Genomic DNA, 17,094 nt, shown 5'->3' with positions numbered 1-17,094 from the left:
TGTAAATTCATTTAACATCCAAATTCTATACATCATTAGGTTGAGTGCCAGTGAGAAGAGGTAGAAGTAAAAACGTTAGAGAAGTTACAAACTTTCAGCAGGCTCCTTACGGTCAAAAAAAGAATCCCTTTCAACCTATGTCAATCTTTTCAGAAGATGAGATTGAGTCAATTCATCAGGCGTCATTGAAAGTGTTGTGCGACACAGGGATGGATATTCAGTCACCGCGTGCAGTCGAAATTCTCAAAAGAGAAGGCGCAATGATTGGGGGTGATGGAAGACGTGTTAGGTTTGATCCAGACTTCGTGATGGAAAAAATTTCCACTACCCCAAGTGAATTTACTCTTCATGGCAGATATAAAGAGAGGCATGTTCATGTTGGAGGTCAGTCCTTTATCAATACCATGGTCTCGAGTGCTCCAAACGTTTCTGATCTTGACAGAGGACGTATCTTGGGTAACTTTGAAGATTACTCAAACCTGATCAGGCTTGGTGAAATCTTGAATACTGTGCATGCTCTAGGCGGTTACCCAGTTGAGCCATGCGACTTAGATGTCAGAGAGCGCCATTTACATGCGGTATCAGCTGCCGCTCGATTATCCACAAAACCTCTATTTGGTTATGCTATTGGCAGTGAGAGAATGTTAGATGCCATTGAAATAGTTCGAATTTCAAGAGGCATTGATCAAGAAACGCTTTTAAAAGAGCCTTCAATTACGACTGTCGTCAATGCGAACTCACCTCTAGTTTATGATAAAGCCCTTATGGAGGGAGCAATCGAAATGGCTGAGCATAATCAGCCAGTAATCTATACCCCATTCACTTTGGCTGGCGCTATGGCGCCTATTACTGTTGCAGGAGCTCTTGTCCAGCAGAATGCAGAGTCTCTTGCTGGACTTACTTTTCATCAATGCGTAAATCCAGGTGCTCCGGCAATTTATGGAAGCTTTACATCTAATGTTGACATGAAATCAGGCTCCCCTGCCTTTGGGACGCCAGAATATACACAGGCCACAATTGTAAGTGGACAGCTTGCAAGAAAATATAAAATCCCACTTCGCGCCTCTAATGCAAATGCCTCGAATGCTGCAGATGAGCAGTCCGTTTATGAATCTCAGATGTCATTATGGGCCTGTCTTTTAGGGCAAGTCAATTTTATCCTACACGGACATGGTTGGATTGAAGGCGGGCTCTGTGCGTCTTATGAGAAGGTCATTTTGGATGCAGAGATGAGTCAAATGATGGAGGCTTTTTTAACCCCCTCTCCTGTCAATAAAGACACGCTTGGTGTTGAGGCAATTGCGGAAGTGGGTCCTGCCGCTCATTTTTTTGCAGCTCAGCAAACATTGGATCGATATGAAACAGAACACTACAACCCTCTATTGTCTGATTGGAGAAATTTTGAGTCATGGAGAGATGCAGGCTCTGAGACTGCTTCTCAGCGCGCTAATAAAATATGGAAGCAGCTCTTGGCTGATTACAAAGAACCTAAACTTGCATCTGAGGTTGAAGAGGAACTCTCAAGTTTTGTAGATAAAAGAGTATCAGAAGGCGGCGCACCACCTTTATAAGGAGCTAAATTTTTTCAATATTTTTGACTAAATTTTTTAACTTGAGTTTCGCTGTTTTTTAAATTAACATTTAATTTTAATTAGATAGATTTATTATGAAAGATCAGGCAAGAGTGGTTGTAATTGGAGGCGGCGTTGTTGGCTGCTCAATCCTTTTTCACCTTGCAAAAATGGGATGGAAGGATGTCATTCTTTTAGAACGAGATGAGCTAACTTCGGGTTCAAGTTGGCACGCTGCTGGCTCGTTTCATACAGTCAGTTCTGATCCTAATGTTTCTAAACTCCAAGACTATACAATCAATCTATATAAAGAAATTGAAGAGACCTCCGGCCATTCAATTAGTATGCATACGACGGGAGGTTACTACTTAGCCTCAAATCAAAATTGGCATGACTACCTTAAACGAGAGCGCTCTAATGCAAGATCATTGGGTTTAAATCAGGAGTTTGTCTCTCTTGATGAGGTTGTAGAAAAGCATCCATTAATTGATCCTGATCATTATGTTGCTGCCCTTTGGGATCCATCTGATGGTGACATTGATCCTTCAGGAGTTGTCTATGCTTATGCCAAATCAGCTAGAGTTCATGGCGCAGAGTTTTATACGCATACACCAGTTATAGAAACCAATCAAAGAGCAGATGGTTCGTGGGATGTTGTGACCGAAAAGGGCAATATCCATGCAGAACATATTGTAAATGCTGGCGGTCTTTGGGCTCGTGAGCTGGGTCGTATGTCTGGAATACATTTGCCAGTGGTGCCCATGGAGCATCACTACTTAATTACTGAAGAGATTGACCAAATTGCTAACTTAAAGGATGGCCAAAGACTGCCAAGTTGCATTGACTTCGAGGCCAATATTTATACCCGTCAAGAGAGCACTGGCATGTTGCTGGGAACTTATGAACCTCGATCAACCCCATGGTCTTTGGATGGCACACCACAAACCTTTGGACATGATCTACTAGAGCCAGACTTGGACCGAATTGCCGATCGATTGGAGCTTGCATTTGAGAGAATCCCGGCATTAGGAACAGCTGGCATTAAGAATATTATAAATGGCCCATTTGTTTTCTCACCTGATGGAAACCCGATGATTGGTCCTGTTCCTGGTATGAAAAACTACTGGACAGCTGTTGGCGTCATGGCAGGATTCTGCCAAGCAGGTGGCGTTGGTAAAACATTAGCCGAATGGATGATTGAGGGTGAGCCGTCAGTTGATGTTTGGGCTATGGATATTGCGCGATTTGGAGATTTTGCAACGCCTGAATGGGGCGTAATCAAGTCTTCTGAAAATTATGAGCGCCGCTTTGTGATGACTTTCCCTAACGAAACCTTGCCTAAAGGAAGGCTTCAAAAAACTACTTCAATCTATGATCGCTTGACTCAAAAAGGTGCAGTATGGCAGGATACTTTTGGACTTGAAAATGCTCTTTGGTTTGCTAACTCCCCTGAGGATGCTTATGAAGAGCCAACCTTTCAAAGGTCAAGATCTCATGATTATGTGGCTAAGGAAGTTGAAGCGGTTAGAGCCTCTGTTGGAGCAAGTGAAGTAGCGAACTTTGCTAATCATAAGTTTACGGGTAAGGGTGCTAAAGCGTTTTTGAATAAGGTATTAGCGGGTCGAATTCCAAGCCCTGGAAGGGTGAATCTGACACCTATGCTTTTAGAGAGTGGAAAGCTGAACGGCGACCTCACAGTCGCCTGTATTGATGAAGAAACCTACTATTTGTTTGGCTCAAGCGTCGCCCAAAATATGCATCTTCGCTGGTTTGAGAAGCATCTTGAGGGGGTTCAAGATGTTGTTTATAAAAATATGACAGATGACTTTCATGGCATTGCAATATCGGGTCCAAACTCTCAAGAATTGTTATCAAGGCTTACTCGAGAAGATGTGCACTCTGAAGCATTTAAATTCAGAGATATCAGGGACACATTTATTGGAGGCGTGCCATCACTCTGCGTAAGAATTTCATTTACAGGAGAGCTTGGCTATGAGATCTATGTGGCCCCTCAGTACCAACTGAAACTCTTTGAGGCTATAGAAGATGCTGGAGCGGACCTGGATCTCAAGTGGTTTGGCGGAAGAGCGTTGATGTCTATGAGGCTTGAGAAGAGTTGGGGCGCATGGACTATGGACTTTAGGCCAGACTTTACAATAATGGAGTCAGGGCTTGATTTTTTTGTGGACTGGGACAAGGACTTTATAGGCAAAAAAGCAGCCTTAACTGAGAAAAAGAATGGACCAAGCAAAAAGCTTTCAGTAATTCAAATTCATACTGATACCGATGTCAGTGGTGACGAGGCTGTAATGCATAATGGTGAGTGTGTCTCTTATATTACTTCAGGGGGCTATGGACATTCGGTTAAAAAATCTCTTGCCATGACCTATCTTCCAGTTGAATTAATTGAGTCCAATGCAAAACTTGAAGTCGAGATATTGGGAGAGTTCAGAGAGGCATCTATTGTTATGGAGCCCCTTTATGATCCGTCTGGATCTAAAATGAGGTGACGATTGAGGATTATTAAATGAGTTTTACAGCAGCTAAAAGACATCATGCAAAAATAGGCTCTCACCTAAAAGGTGAAGAGGATATTTACAGTCTAAATAAACATGCACTCGGTCCAGGAGAGCTTGCTGAGTCAGAATGGCTAAAGGCTGGGTTAGCCAATCCAGATATGACCAAAATTAGGGATTATCGACTCAAAAGAGTTCGAGAAAAACTTGTTGAATTTGACTGTGCCGGTATTCTTCTCTATGACCCATTAAATATTCGCTATGCAACGGACAGCACCAATATGTCTTTGTGGACATCCCATAACGCTGCTCGTTACGCGCTTGTTATGACTGAAGGCCCTGTCATTATTTTTGAGTTTGATGCACATGAGTTTCTTTCTAATCACAACCCCTTAATTACTGAAGTCAGACATGCCGTCACGTATCTATATTTTACTGCTGGAGATAAGAGTAAAGAGAGGGCCAAGATATGGGCATCTGAAATTGTTGATATAGTCAAGGAGCATGGCAAAGGCAATAAAAGATTGGCTCTCGATCACTGTGCACCTGAAGGGATTCACGAGCTTCAGTCAAATGGCCTAGAACTTGCAAATGGTGAAGAGGTGATGGAGCTCGCTAGGCTCATTAAGTCGGATGACGAGATGATGGCCATGAGGCGCTCAATCTTTTCATGTGAAAAGTCTATGGAGCTGATGCGTCATCATTTTAAGCCAGGCATAACTGAGCAAGAGCTTTGGAGTCGTTTTCAAATGGAGGCAGTTTCAAGGGGGGCAGAGTGGATTGAGACTAGATTACTCGCTTCGGGCCCCAGAGCAAACCCTTGGTATCAGGAGTGTTCATCTCGACCTATATTAAGCGGCGAATTAATGGGTTTTGATACAGACCTAGTTGGCTCTTACGGCTACTGTACTGATATGTCTCGGACATGGCTATGTGGTGATGAAAAGCCTAATGATGAGCAAAGAGAAATCTATACCATGGGCTATGAGCAAATTCAAAACAATATCGAGTTGTTAAAACCAGGCACCACATTTAAAGAGTTAACACTGAACTCTAAAGAGTACTCAAAGGATGAGTTTCGCCATTACTCGGTCCTTTTTCATGGCGTAGGTTTGTGTGATGAGTTTCCTGCAATACCATTTAGCTGGGAGCTCAATGAGAACAGTTTTGACGGGGTTCTTCAGCCTGGGATGGTGATGTGTGTTGAGACTTATGTTGGAAGATATAGCGGAGGACCTGGTGTGAAACTTGAAGAGCAGGTGTTAATCACTGAAAGTGGCTATGAACTATTAACAAGTTATCCATTTGAAAAAGATTTGTTAAGCTAAACTTTAAGAGATTAATTTCTACTCAAGAACATATGAAAATTACCAAAGAATTAATTTCTAGCATAGATAATCAGGCTATTTATCTTGTTAGTATTACAAATGAAAATAATTTCAGTGTTTCATTTTCAAATTTCGGTGGCTATATCCATCAAGTTTTAATTCCTTATGAAAATAATCCAGAATTAACTGAGGATGTAATTCTCGGCTATGAAGATCCTTTAGGTTGTATAACGGATAGAAGCTTTTTCAATGTAATTACTGGAAGAGTCTGCAATCGAATGAAGGATGCTAAATTTACACTTAACAATAAAAAATATAAATTAAATAATAACAATGGAAATAATCATCTTCATGGAGGAAGCACAGGCTTTAATAAGAGGCTTTGGTCGATAGATTCAATTGATGAGAATAAAGACGAAGTCATCGTATCAATGTCCTATCTATCTTCACATCTAGAAGAAAAATATCCTGGTAATTTATCCTGCACTACTCAATATAAGTTCAATAGCAAGAACGAATTTTCAATTTGTTACTCGGCTACGACAGATGAAGACACTATTGTCAACATTACGAATCATAACTATTGGAACTTTCATGGTCACAATGATTATTATGGAAAAATTCTTAACCATAGTGCTCAGATTTTTGGGAATCAGGTTTGTGAGGTAGAGTCAGACCTAATACCCAATGGCAATCTCTTAAATGTTGCTAATACCAAATATGACTTCCTAGAAAGCAACCCTATTTCGAAAGAGCTTATAGATCAAGGCGGTATTGATATTAACTATGTTGTTAATAACGAAAAAGAAATGAAGCCAGTGGCAAGGGTATGGAGTAATCTAACAGGGATGGGGGTTCAGTACTCAAGTGACCAACCTGGACTTCAGTTTTATACGGGTGGCAACATGCATCCTGAGTACCAAGGCAAGAATCAGAGAACTTATGGAAAAAATTATGGTCTTTGTATGGAAACTCAATTTTTTCCTGACGCAATCAATCAGGATAACTTTGAAAGCCCAATTTTAAAAGTGGGCGAAACCTACACTTCAAATACTATAATTAAATTTTCAAATAATAATTAGAAGCATGAGCATAATCCCAAAAACAATGAACGCAGTTTTGACAACTGGCCATGGTGGTTATGAGGTGCTTGAGTACCGAAATGACATTGAAGTCCCCACCCCTAATTCAGATCAAGTTTTGATCAAGGTTTTAGGGGCAGGTATCAACAATACCGATATTAACACCCGAACTGCTTGGTATTCAAAGTCAGTCAAAGGCGAAACCAACGCTAGTAATTCCCAAGGGGAAGATGGAGATGGAAGTTGGTCTGGTGAGCCTTTAGAATTTCCAATCATTCAGGGCGCAGACTGCTATGGAGAAATCGTTATTGTTGGAGATGATGTCGATGCTGGTCGAATTGGTGAGCGAGTATTGGTTAGGACAATGCAGCAGTATGCAGTAGATTACAGGCCCTATGAGTGCTGGACAATGGGCTCTGAGTGTGACGGGGCTTTTGCTCAGTATATGGTCGCTTTTAGTGATGAAAGTTTCAAGGTTGAAAGTAATTGGTCGAATGCGGAACTGGCATCTATACCCTGTGCATACTCGACAGCAGAAAACCTAATGGAGCGTTCAGGTGTTAAAGAGGGTGAAGTTGTTCTTATAACTGGAGCTTCTGGAGGTGTTGGGTCAGCTGCTATAAAGCTGGCTAAGAGACGGGGCGCTAGTGTTGTTGCGGTTTCAAGTAAAGCGAAGTCAGATTTAGTACAAGAGATCGGTGCAAATGCCGTTGTTAATAGAGAGGATAAATTAACAGACTCTATAGAAAATGAGAGTATTGATGTGGTTATTGATCTAGTTGCAGGGGAGCGCTGGGGAGATTTGCTAGATGTATTAAAAAAAGGTGGAAGGTATGCAGCAGCTGGGGCTATCGCAGGACCAATTGTTGAACTTGATATTAGAACACTTTACTTAAAAGACTTGGTTTTGATAGGGTGTACTTTTCAAGATCGAAAAGTTTTTGAAAATTTAATTGGATATATCGAAAGAAACGAAATAACACCCCTCGTTTCTAAGACTTATCCTTTAAAAGATATTATTGCTGCTCAAAAAGACTTTGTATCAAAGAAGTATGTGGGTAAGTTGGTTCTCTTGCCATAATGAAGAGTTATTAGAATAAGTTATTTTTCTTTTCCTGCCATAAGCTCTTTCCAACGCATATAGCTATTAACACCAAACCACATGAATGGTTTCGGCATTAATTTTTTTGGCCCTTCTTCGTCAACAAAGTCGGGAATAAGGCTATTGACGGTTCCAGTTATTTTTTCAGCTGTAATGACACCAATCGCAGTTCCTTTGGCAGTCCCAAGACCATTTTGACAGCACGCAGAGTAGATGCCTTCGTCAACCTCACCCTGAGCAAAGACGTTGTTGAGACTCAGGCAAAGACGTCCTCCCCATGAGTAGTTCATAGACACTTTATCAAGCATTGGAAAGCGTGCTTTAAATGATTCATTATGACTATTAGCAGCTGCACTCATAAATGAATCTGAGGCTTCCATGCTTGGATTGTATGACCATCTATTTCGAACCAGGATTCTATTACCGCCGATTCCAGAAATGCGCCTTACTGAAGAGCCCATAGCGTCAGCTGAAGTTAATCCCCAATCTTGAGTGCCGCCCAGCATATTTGACTCTTCAGAAGTTAGCTCTCTTGATAGGGATGAGTAGGTAAAAATAGTCATTAACCTATTCTGAAAGTATCCAAATTTTTCAACTAATCCGTTGACTGCTAAAATAACTTTTGGGCTTGATATTGATCCAAGACTGGTTTTAGCTTTCCATACTTTTTGTCCATCATGCATTCCTTCCTCTTCAAGAGAAATGACCGGAGAGTTTTCATAAATCGTTGTATTGGGACTCTTAGAGACGCCATCTGCTAGTGACTGAATATAAAGCGCTGGTTGTAGCATTGCAGTCCCTGGTGTCCATAGACCGTTTAGATAATAATCTATTCCAGTCAGGTCTTTCATTTCTTGAGAGTCTAGCATCTTATAGCTTTCACTTGTCTTGTCCAGATGCTTTGCATACTCTGTATTGAAATTCATTCCTTTTGGGGTGGCTGCTGCGTTCGTTTTTCCAACCAGCTGAATTGCCTCAGTAGGCATTTCGTATTCTTCAGAGGCGCTTTTAGCAAATTCAATTGCAGAGCGATTAATGAGAGTTTGTTCACGATCTTTATCTAGGCTTCCTACGTAATCATCTGAAGCTAAGTTGTGTGGTAAGTCAATCATAAAGCCCGAGTTTCTACCAGCGGGGCCTTCCGCAATTTCACAGGCTTCGAGCAGAGCAATTTTTGCTTTATAATCGATTTGAATTAAACGCCTAGCTGCAGAGAGGCCAGCAAAGCCTCCGCCAATAATCAAGAAGTCTGCATTGAGATGATCTGAAAGCTTTGGATTGACCTTCCTCTCAGGAAGGATTTCTTTCCAGCCTGTATCACCAGGATTTTTAGGAAGCTTAATCTGACCCATTTCTAATTTAATCTACCGACAAAGTTCATAAATTCTCCTAAAGAGTTGGCAGGCTAATTTTTGCCATCCTGCCTCCATCAATAGTATATACCTGCCCTGTTACAAAACTTGATTCTGTTGATGCAAGCCAAGCAACTAAAGAGGCAACTTCTTCTGTTTTGCCTGTTCTATTTACTGGGTGGATACTTCCAATATTATTTCTAAATTGCTCTGAATCTGGCATCGAATTAATAAATTCTTCGTTCAACTCGGTATCTATCCATCCCGGCGCTACTGCGTTGCATCTCACATCATCCTTCCCATGGTCAACCGCTATGGCGCGCGTAAGACCATGAAGCCCTGCCTTACTTGCACAGTAGGATGCGTGATTCGGATTAGCGCCAATACCTTCAATTGAACCAATATTCACAATAGAGCCTTTTGACCTGATCAGAAAAGGCATGCAAACCTTCGTAAGCAAAAAAGGAGCTGTAAGATTTACCGCCAAAGTTTTATTCCATTCTTCAAGAGAAGTATCAAGAATTGATGACTCTTTCATCATTCCAGCATTATTAACTAAAACATCAATACGACCATGCTTTTTAATAATGGCATCAATGCTCACAGAGCAGTCTTGTTCTTTACTTAAATCAAACTCAAAAGAATCAAAGAGACTTGAGTGACCTCTTTGAATAACACACACGATTGCACCTTCCTTTTTCAGTCGTTCTGCGCAGGCCAAACCAATCCCTTTTGTGGCTCCTGTAACAACGACAACTTTATTAGTAAACCGCTTTTCCACCATTGATCTCCACTAAGGATCCACAAATATATCGAGCTTCATCTGAACTGAGAAAAGCCACAACATCAGCAATCTCCTCCGGCTCAGCAATATGGCCAATTGGAACTGATTGATTTAATTCTCTAATAGCATCATCAGGATTTAATCCTCTGATCTCAAAGCCCGTTCTCAGCATTGGCGTATTGACTTCATTAGGGCATACTGCATTAATTCGAATGTTTTGATGTGCGTGATCTCTGCCCAAGCATTTTGTCATTGCTGCCAAGGCTGCTTTTGTCGTACAGTAAATTAGATGATTTGGTCCTGGGTTAATTCCCCAGCATGATGAAATATTCACGATAGAGCCTCCACCAGACTCAACCATAAGGGGAATCGATGCTCGAATTAATCTAAATGGAGCCTCAACGTTAATCTTCATAGAAAGCTCATAATCCTCATCACTGGTTTGAGTAATATCACCACGCCTCATTAAGCCAGCATTATTAATGAGTATGTCAATGCTACCCAGTTTTTCTTTGACCTCAGTAGCAAGGTTATCAGAATAATTTTGATCCAGTAGGTCTCCAGGGAATGCCATTGCCTTTCCATTGCCGCGATTGATTTCATGCACAAGTTTGTTAGCCTGTTCTTCGTCCTTATCAGCAATTGCTAGTGTCAAACCTTGCCGTGAATATTTATTTACTATAGCTTTTCCAATGCCGCCATTGGCTCCGGTCACAAGAACAACATTTGATTTATCTTTGTCCATAGTCTAATGCTCCTGATTCAGCGCCTCCATTTTAGGAATTGTTGTTTCCCTTTTAGCGATGTAATCCAAGAGCTCTTCATCTTTTGCTTCATCCAGCTTTGGTTCTTGATAATCTTCAAGTAGTTTTTTTGCTCCTTCAAGTCCTCTTTGAATTGTATCTTTGCTTCCATCAGCCTGCCATTGCTCAACAGAATTATTGTCAAATAGTTTAGGCATAAAAAAGGCCCTTTGAAAGTTCTCCATTGTGTGCTGATGACCCAGGTAATGACCACCAGGACCTACATCTCTAATCGCAGCTAGACCCTCCTCAAAGTCGTCCCATCGAACTCCTTCAGCCATTCTATATCCCATTTCACACTGCTCTGCATCCACCACAAATTTTGCCATTGAGCAGTGCATTCCTGCCTCATTCCATCCTGCAGAATGCCAAATATAGTTTGCACCAGATAAAAGAACAGCCATCATTGTTGATGCACTCTCATATCCTGATTGAGCATCGAATACTTTTGAGCCACCCAAAGTATTTGAGCTTCTCCAGGGAACTTTATAATGTCTTGCCATTTGACCAATCATAAAGTTCATTAGAGAGATTTCGGGCGTCCCTGCCATTGGAGCACCAGACTGCATTGATACTGTAGCTAAATAATGACCATAGATCGCAGGTGCTCCTTTTCGGATAACCTGAGTGTATGCGAGTGCTGATAAAGCCTCCGCATTGACTTGTGCCACAGTTGGAGCAACACTGGCTGGAGTGTTAGCGCCACCAAGAACAAAAGGAGAGCAGAGCACTGGCTGATTGTGGGCAGAAAAAACTCTCAGTGCAGAGAGCATAGTTTGATCCCATACCAGTGGAGAGTTTCCATTAATATTTCCAGTAACAACGGCATGACTATCTATGAACTTTTCACCAAAGAGAATCTTGCACATCTCAATTACATCTTCAGCATTCTTGCCACTACTAGTCATCCCCATAAAGGTTTTATCAGAGTGTTTCATGGATGAATAAGTGATTCTTAGATGCCTATGAGAAATTGCATGATCCATGGGTTCTACGATGTGATGGGCGCTTGAATGAATAGCAGGGAGCATGTGAGAAAGCTTATGAAAATTAGCAAGATCATCCAGCGTAGGCATGCGCCTATTATTTTCAAGGTCGGTAAGGAAAGGCGCCCCTGTCATTGGGACAAATATAGAGTTATTACCACCAATTTCTAGTGACTTCTCTGGATCTCGCGCATGCATTGTGATGCTTTCTGGAATAGACGCTATTAGTTCACGAATCAGGCCTCTATCGAAGCGCACCCTCTCACCCTCTACATTAGCTCCAGCTTCCTTCCATTGTTCTAGTGCAATAGGATCATGAAATTCTACACCAACCTCTTCCAGAATGGATAATGAAGCATCATCCATTTTCTCAATCTGCTCTTCATTCATCGGCTCAGTAAGAGGGATATTTCTCTTCAGAGTAGGGAGCATTTCAATTTTTACTTTCAGACGGTCAGATCTTCTTGCTGCTCGACCGAGTCTTTCTGCAGAGGTTGACATATCGTTATTAGACTATATTTAATATAGGTATCGTAGATTAATTATTTAGTTGATGCAACAGTTTTTTTTCATAGAAAGGTGAAAAATACTATATCAACTAAAATGCTTATATTCTTGATATATCAATAATTAAGAGTAAAATTTGCCATTTTGAAAAATGAATTAAAATAATGTCTAATCTTTCTAATAACTACATAGCGGGCGACTGGGTAAAAGGCGCAAGTTCAATCTCGAATATTAATCCATCCAATACAAATGATATTATTGGAGAATTTGCTCAAGCTAGCAGTGCTCAATTAGAGGATGCTCTCAATTCGGCGCAGGTTGCACAAAGACAATGGGCTGCAACAGGCCTGGAGCAGCGTCAAGCCGTATTAATGAAGATTGGTGAAGAGATGATGGCTCGCAGTGCTGAGCTCGGTGAGCTCCTTTCTAGAGAGGAAGGCAAGCCTGTAGCAGAGGGCAAAGGAGAAGTTTACAGGGCAGGCCAATTTTTTACTTACTACGCAGCTGAAGTTTTAAGACAGGGTGGTGATACAGCTGATTCAGTCAGACCGAATATTGAAATTGATGTTCGTCGTGAGCCTATGGGGACTGTTGCAATTATCTCACCATGGAACTTTCCAACTGCAACAGCGAGCTGGAAAATTGCGCCAGCACTAGCCTTTGGCAATGCTGTTATATGGAAGCCTGCGAACCTAACACCTGCAAGTGCGGTAGCATTAACTGAAATTATCTCAAAGCAAGACATTCCAAAAGGTTTATTCAGCTTGGTCATGGGGTCTGGATCATCAATCGGTCAATCATTAGCTGAGAGCCCTAAGGTGCACGCAATAAGCTTTACTGGTTCTTACGACGTAGGTCTTCAGATTGCGAGTGCGGCGTCAAAAAATTTAACAAAGTTTCAGTTAGAGTTGGGCTCTAAGAACCCTCTCGTTGTAATGGATGATGCGGATATGGATGTTGCAGTTGCAGCAGCAACAGCGGGTGCTTTTGGATCTACTGGACAAAAGTGTACCGCGTCATCAAGGCTGGTCGTTCATGCCTCCATTCATGATGAGTTTGTGGATCGTATGAAAGAATCAACTTCTGCTCTCAAGGTGGGGGACGCTCTTCAAGAGGGAACTCAAATCGGTCCAGCTGCAAGTCAGCAACAACTTGACTCTAACCTTAAATATATGGCACTAGCTAAAGAAGAAGGATGCGAAGTCGTCTGTGGTGGAGAAAAACTCGAACTAGATAATCCAGGTTTCTATATGCAGCCAGCCTTATTAATTGGTGGAAACAACTCAATGAGGGTTAATCGGGAAGAGCTTTTTGCGCCTATGGCATGTGTCATTAAGGTTGCGGACTATGATGAAGCACTATCAGTTGCAAATGATACTGACTTTGGACTGGTTTCAGGGATTATCACCCAGTCATTGTCTACAGCAAGCCACTTCAGAAGAAATGCAGAGAGTGGATGCGTTATGGTTAATCTTCCAACTGCTGGCACAGACTATCATGTCCCGTTTGGTGGTAGAAAAAATTCAAGTTTTGGTCCTAGAGAGCAAGGTTCATATGCTAAAGAGCTTTATACACAGGTCAAAACCTCTTATATTTTTAGCGGTAATCCATAATGTCTCATCCTTCATTATTTATTGATGCGCTTCAATACAATAATTGGAGTGAGGAAATATTTAAGCAAATTAACCAAGGTGGTCTAAGCGCTGTTCACGTTACAATTTGTTACCACGAAGACTTTCAAGAGATGGTGCAAAATGTGATTGATTGGAATCGTCGTTTTGAAGACTTCTCGAATTTGATTTTCCTGGGTCGAACAGCGGCCGATGTAGTCAAGGCCCAGAAAGAAGGAAGAACAGCTATATTTTTTGGTTTTCAGAACTGCTCACCGATTGAGGATGATATTGGTCTAGTCGAAGTGTGTCACCAGCTTGGTGCAAGATTCATGCAGCTAACCTATAACAATCAAAGCCTTCTGGGGACTGGCTGCTACGAAGAGAATGATCCTGGAATTACTAGAATGGGTAAACAGGTCATCAAAGAAATGAATCGTGTTGGTTTGGTGGTTGATATGAGTCACTCTGCCGAGAGGTCAACTCTCGAGGCAATAGACATTTCAGAACGTCCAATTGCAATCACTCACGCCAACCCAACTTTTTGGCACCCTGCTTTAAGAAATAAGTCAAATGAGGTTCTTAAAGCGCTTGGAGAGAGTGGAAGTATGCTTGGATTTTCCGTCTATCCACATCATCTCAAGGATGGATCTGATTGCACATTAGAAAGTTTTTGTAATATGATTGCTGATACAGCTGATATTATGGGCATTAAAAATATTGGAATTGGTACCGACCTTTGTCAAAATCAGCCTGACAGCGTAGTTGAGTGGATGAGAAATGGCACGTGGACCAACGATCGTGATTATGGTGAAGGGTCAGCAAGTTTTGCTGGCTTTCCAGACCAGCCTGAGTGGTTCAGAGACAATCGTGATTTTGTAAATATTGCAACAGGACTTCGTTCTGTCGGTTTTTCAAATGATGATGTTGATTTAGTGATGGGCAAAAACTGGTTAAATTTTTTCGAATCTTCTTTTGAACCTTTATAATAAATTTATGTCTAGTGAATCTGTATTAATTGATATCGAATCTGATTTTATGAGATCACCCGAAAAGGTTATGCGCCTTGATAGAATGGGTTCTTCATTTCCTACTCGGCTGAGCTTCATGAGAACTCTCATTAGGCGGATGTCGAAGGAGAATTGGCAGTTTAAGAGGACGCTTCGTAAGGTTGATAAAGATGGATATGGCGTCAGTGTTTATTCTGCCATTACGCCAAAAAGAACTTATTCATTAATCGCATTCACTCAAGAGATACCTGCTGACATGAGAACAGACAGGGTTATTGCTGAGGTATGGGATGCGACATTCAGTCTCTTTGACGGTGTGCCGACGCAAGAGGATATTGATTATTTAGCTGAAAATACCCCCCTTCAAGAAGGCGGAAGATACAGGCCGAGTGAGCTTGTTTTGGCAAGAGCAAATAAAAGTCTAAGAGTCTTTGAAAATATAATTAGTGCTCTGGCTTCAGGTAATCAACCTGATATTGAGTTGATATCTTCGGTTGGCTACCTAATGAGAACGACTGCGGTCTATGGCAGCGGCAAATTTGGTTGTGCCGATAGAGCAAAGATTGCGGATCGACCTGAGTGCAGAGCACCATTTCAAATTGAATTATTGGCAGTCTATTTGATTCGATGGTTTACTATTGATTTGGTTGAAGAGCTTGCTAAGGAAAGAGGCGGAAAGCAGGCAGTTCGTTTGGATCAAAACATTAGTAGGTTCATTGGTGTTGGAAACTCAACTGGGCTCGGTATGGCACCTTTTTTACTGAAGCATCCAACCCTCATTCACAACTGGGTTGTTGCAAAAGAAACAGCATTAGCAAGAGTCAGGTCTATTGAAACTGCATTACCAGGAACCCTCGAGGTTTTCCTAAAGTCTCTGCTTCAGGCGAGTCAACATATTGATGAATGGAGTGTTGCCGACGAAGTTCAAACAGCAAGAATTACTTGCCTGACTGATGAAATACAATCGCTCAGAATGTGGTGTGAAGATGAGTCAAATATTTTTAGACCTTACCCATGGAATGGAATTTATCAGTTCGTTGAGGACAACTTTTCTCTGGAGTGCCAAGAGATGATTGTTTCATTAATAATTGAGCCTCATGGCTCAATTGTGGATGACCTTGCAGACACAATGTCGACAACTACAATACCCAAATTTAAGGCAGCTATGAGCTTGGCTCAACTTAAGGAAGTTGTTGCTGATGCATACAAATGGGCAACAACTATTGATTTTAGTTTAGAAGAATCCCAGCACCACTTTTGGTATTACTCAGAGGATAAATTAGAGCCAAGATTTGGATCGAAGGGTGTTGATGATGGCGTTGATCAAGAAATGCCGCTTGCAATTGGTCGTGATGTTCATGACTTAAATGAGGTATTAGCAACCACTGATGAAGATATGCCGATAGGTGAATTTGCAATGAATTATCCTCAGTTCAGACATATTATTCGCCGAATTCAGAATACTTTTGAAAGACCTTATTCTGAAGTTCAAGATAATTTACTCAGTGAGTCTATGAGGCCGTTAGACTTATTGCGATTCAAATTGGCATTCTTTGGTGCCTCAAAGTTTGATCCAAAGTCTGATCTCTGGACTCGCATTTCGATGTATCAGGGCGCTCCACTACCAGAGCAAATTCAAGATCCAAACCATGACTGCTGGTCTTTTCCAATTGCTGGGCGTTCTCAGTCTTACCCATGCATTAGTTGTTCATGCCAAAAAGCGATTTAACGATTTCGTTAAACGAAGTTCTGTTTTATTTCACTCGTGCCGGGTTTGGTGTTAAAGCACCTATTGGTGTTTCAGAAGATTTTGCAAGAAGTAATATTTGGGCTGCACAAAATGGCTTTGATCCATCCGAGTGCAGTATTCTAGCGCTGGATAATCTTGATCTAAAAAAAAGTAGTCTCTCAATCAAATTTGAAAAAAATAGTAAGAGTAGTCATCTTTTTTGCACAGAAGAAAAGGTATTGTCATCTTTAGAGGCTTCAGTAAGCTGTGTTGACTGGATTGAATTCAATGGCCTTGATGGTGAGTTAAAAATTTCCAATGTCGACTGCCCTTTTCTCATTATTGCCTCTCTTGGAGCGAGCCAGTGTTCAGGGGTCAAGGCGTCTTGGACAGATCAATATAACAACAGTTTTGAAGTAAATTTCATTGATGATAGTAAATGGGAAATGATCTCTTCATCAGAGACTTCAATAGAGTTGAGCCATTATGCTGATGTTTATATTTCCTCTTTGGATGCTGTTAAATCTAAGATTCAAAATGGAAAAAACAAAACATTTAATCTTGAAAATGAAAAGCTAAAAGTCCTGAACAATGGAGTCAAAGTTGGAGAAAAATGGCCAGAAATCTATGAGTATTTTTCTCGATGTCTCGTTAAATCAAGCGCTGAATCAAGAGCTTCTGGTGCAGGCGCAGGTCTAGTCGATACTGACTAAA

The 17,094-nt window shown here is 41.3% G+C and carries 13 protein-coding genes; 9 read left to right on the top strand and 4 right to left on the bottom strand.

Going from position 1 to position 17,094, the window contains the following annotated elements:
- The first annotated feature begins 50 nt into the window (after positions 1 to 50).
- From ACMAZA_RS08685 to ACMAZA_RS08665, 5 genes are all read left to right on the top strand, one after another.
- Positions 51 to 1,571 carry a trimethylamine methyltransferase family protein gene (locus ACMAZA_RS08685; protein ID WP_435188766.1) on the top strand — a complete coding sequence of 507 codons (1,521 nt, stop codon included), beginning with the start codon at positions 51 to 53 and terminating at the stop codon, positions 1,569 to 1,571.
- A 95-nt stretch (positions 1,572 to 1,666) separates the two neighbouring features.
- Positions 1,667 to 4,081, top strand: a complete 2,415-nt coding sequence (locus ACMAZA_RS08680; RefSeq protein ID WP_435188764.1) for a GcvT family protein — start codon at positions 1,667 to 1,669, stop codon at positions 4,079 to 4,081.
- 17 nt (positions 4,082 to 4,098) lie between these two features.
- Positions 4,099 to 5,415 carry a M24 family metallopeptidase gene (locus ACMAZA_RS08675; protein WP_435188762.1) on the top strand — a complete coding sequence of 439 codons (1,317 nt, stop codon included), beginning with the start codon at positions 4,099 to 4,101 and terminating at the stop codon, positions 5,413 to 5,415.
- Between the two features lie 32 nt (positions 5,416 to 5,447).
- Positions 5,448 to 6,497, top strand: a complete 1,050-nt coding sequence (locus tag ACMAZA_RS08670) for an aldose epimerase family protein (RefSeq protein WP_435188761.1) — start codon at positions 5,448 to 5,450, stop codon at positions 6,495 to 6,497.
- Positions 6,498 to 6,522: 25 nt separating this feature from the next.
- Positions 6,523 to 7,578 carry an alcohol dehydrogenase family protein gene (locus tag ACMAZA_RS08665; RefSeq protein ID WP_435190500.1) on the top strand — a complete coding sequence of 352 codons (1,056 nt, stop codon included), beginning with the start codon at positions 6,523 to 6,525 and terminating at the stop codon, positions 7,576 to 7,578.
- 20 nt (positions 7,579 to 7,598) lie between these two features.
- Here the strand turns inward: ACMAZA_RS08665 and ACMAZA_RS08660 are convergent, their stop codons facing one another.
- The 4 genes from ACMAZA_RS08660 to ACMAZA_RS08645 are packed head-to-tail and all read right to left on the bottom strand — an operon-like array spanning position 7,599 to position 12,025.
- Positions 7,599 to 8,951: an NAD(P)/FAD-dependent oxidoreductase gene (locus ACMAZA_RS08660; protein ID WP_435188759.1), complete on the bottom strand. Its 1,353-nt coding sequence runs from the start codon at positions 8,949 to 8,951 to the stop codon at positions 7,599 to 7,601.
- A 37-nt stretch (positions 8,952 to 8,988) separates the two neighbouring features.
- Positions 8,989 to 9,735 (bottom strand): SDR family NAD(P)-dependent oxidoreductase, encoded by a 747-nt coding sequence (locus tag ACMAZA_RS08655; RefSeq protein WP_435188757.1) that lies wholly within the window; start codon positions 9,733 to 9,735, stop codon positions 8,989 to 8,991.
- On the bottom strand, positions 9,713 to 10,480 hold the full coding sequence (locus tag ACMAZA_RS08650; RefSeq protein WP_435188756.1) for an SDR family NAD(P)-dependent oxidoreductase: 768 nt from the start codon (positions 10,478 to 10,480) through the stop codon (positions 9,713 to 9,715). Before ACMAZA_RS08650 ends, ACMAZA_RS08655 begins: the two co-directional genes overlap by 23 nt.
- 3 nt (positions 10,481 to 10,483) lie before the next feature.
- A complete protein-coding gene (locus ACMAZA_RS08645; protein ID WP_435188754.1) occupies positions 10,484 to 12,025 on the bottom strand; it encodes a trimethylamine methyltransferase family protein in 1,542 nt (513 codons plus the stop codon).
- Positions 12,026 to 12,195: 170 nt separating this feature from the next.
- On the opposite strand from ACMAZA_RS08645, the gene ACMAZA_RS08640 reads away from it, so the two are divergent.
- The 4 genes from ACMAZA_RS08640 to ACMAZA_RS08625 are packed head-to-tail and all read left to right on the top strand — an operon-like array spanning position 12,196 to position 17,093.
- A complete protein-coding gene (locus ACMAZA_RS08640) occupies positions 12,196 to 13,644 on the top strand; it encodes an aldehyde dehydrogenase family protein (RefSeq protein ID WP_435188752.1) in 1,449 nt (482 codons plus the stop codon).
- Entirely contained in the window at positions 13,644 to 14,630 is a 987-nt protein-coding gene (locus ACMAZA_RS08635; RefSeq protein WP_435188751.1) for a membrane dipeptidase, read from the top strand. The genes ACMAZA_RS08640 and ACMAZA_RS08635 overlap by 1 nt, the downstream gene beginning before the upstream one ends.
- 7 nt (positions 14,631 to 14,637) lie before the next feature.
- On the top strand, positions 14,638 to 16,380 hold the full coding sequence (locus tag ACMAZA_RS08630) for a hypothetical protein (protein ID WP_435188749.1): 1,743 nt from the start codon (positions 14,638 to 14,640) through the stop codon (positions 16,378 to 16,380).
- Complete coding sequence (locus tag ACMAZA_RS08625; RefSeq protein ID WP_435188747.1) at positions 16,362 to 17,093, top strand: hypothetical protein; 732 nt, start codon at positions 16,362 to 16,364, stop codon at positions 17,091 to 17,093. The genes ACMAZA_RS08630 and ACMAZA_RS08625 overlap by 19 nt, the downstream gene beginning before the upstream one ends.
- Position 17,094 lies beyond the last annotated feature (1 nt).

Source organism: Pseudothioglobus sp. nBUS_23 (genome assembly GCF_051201565.1).
Lineage (GTDB): Bacteria > Pseudomonadota > Gammaproteobacteria > PS1 > Pseudothioglobaceae > Pseudothioglobus.
The sequence above is the reverse complement of the archived record's forward strand: the minus strand, read 5'-3'. Positions and strand labels throughout refer to the sequence as shown.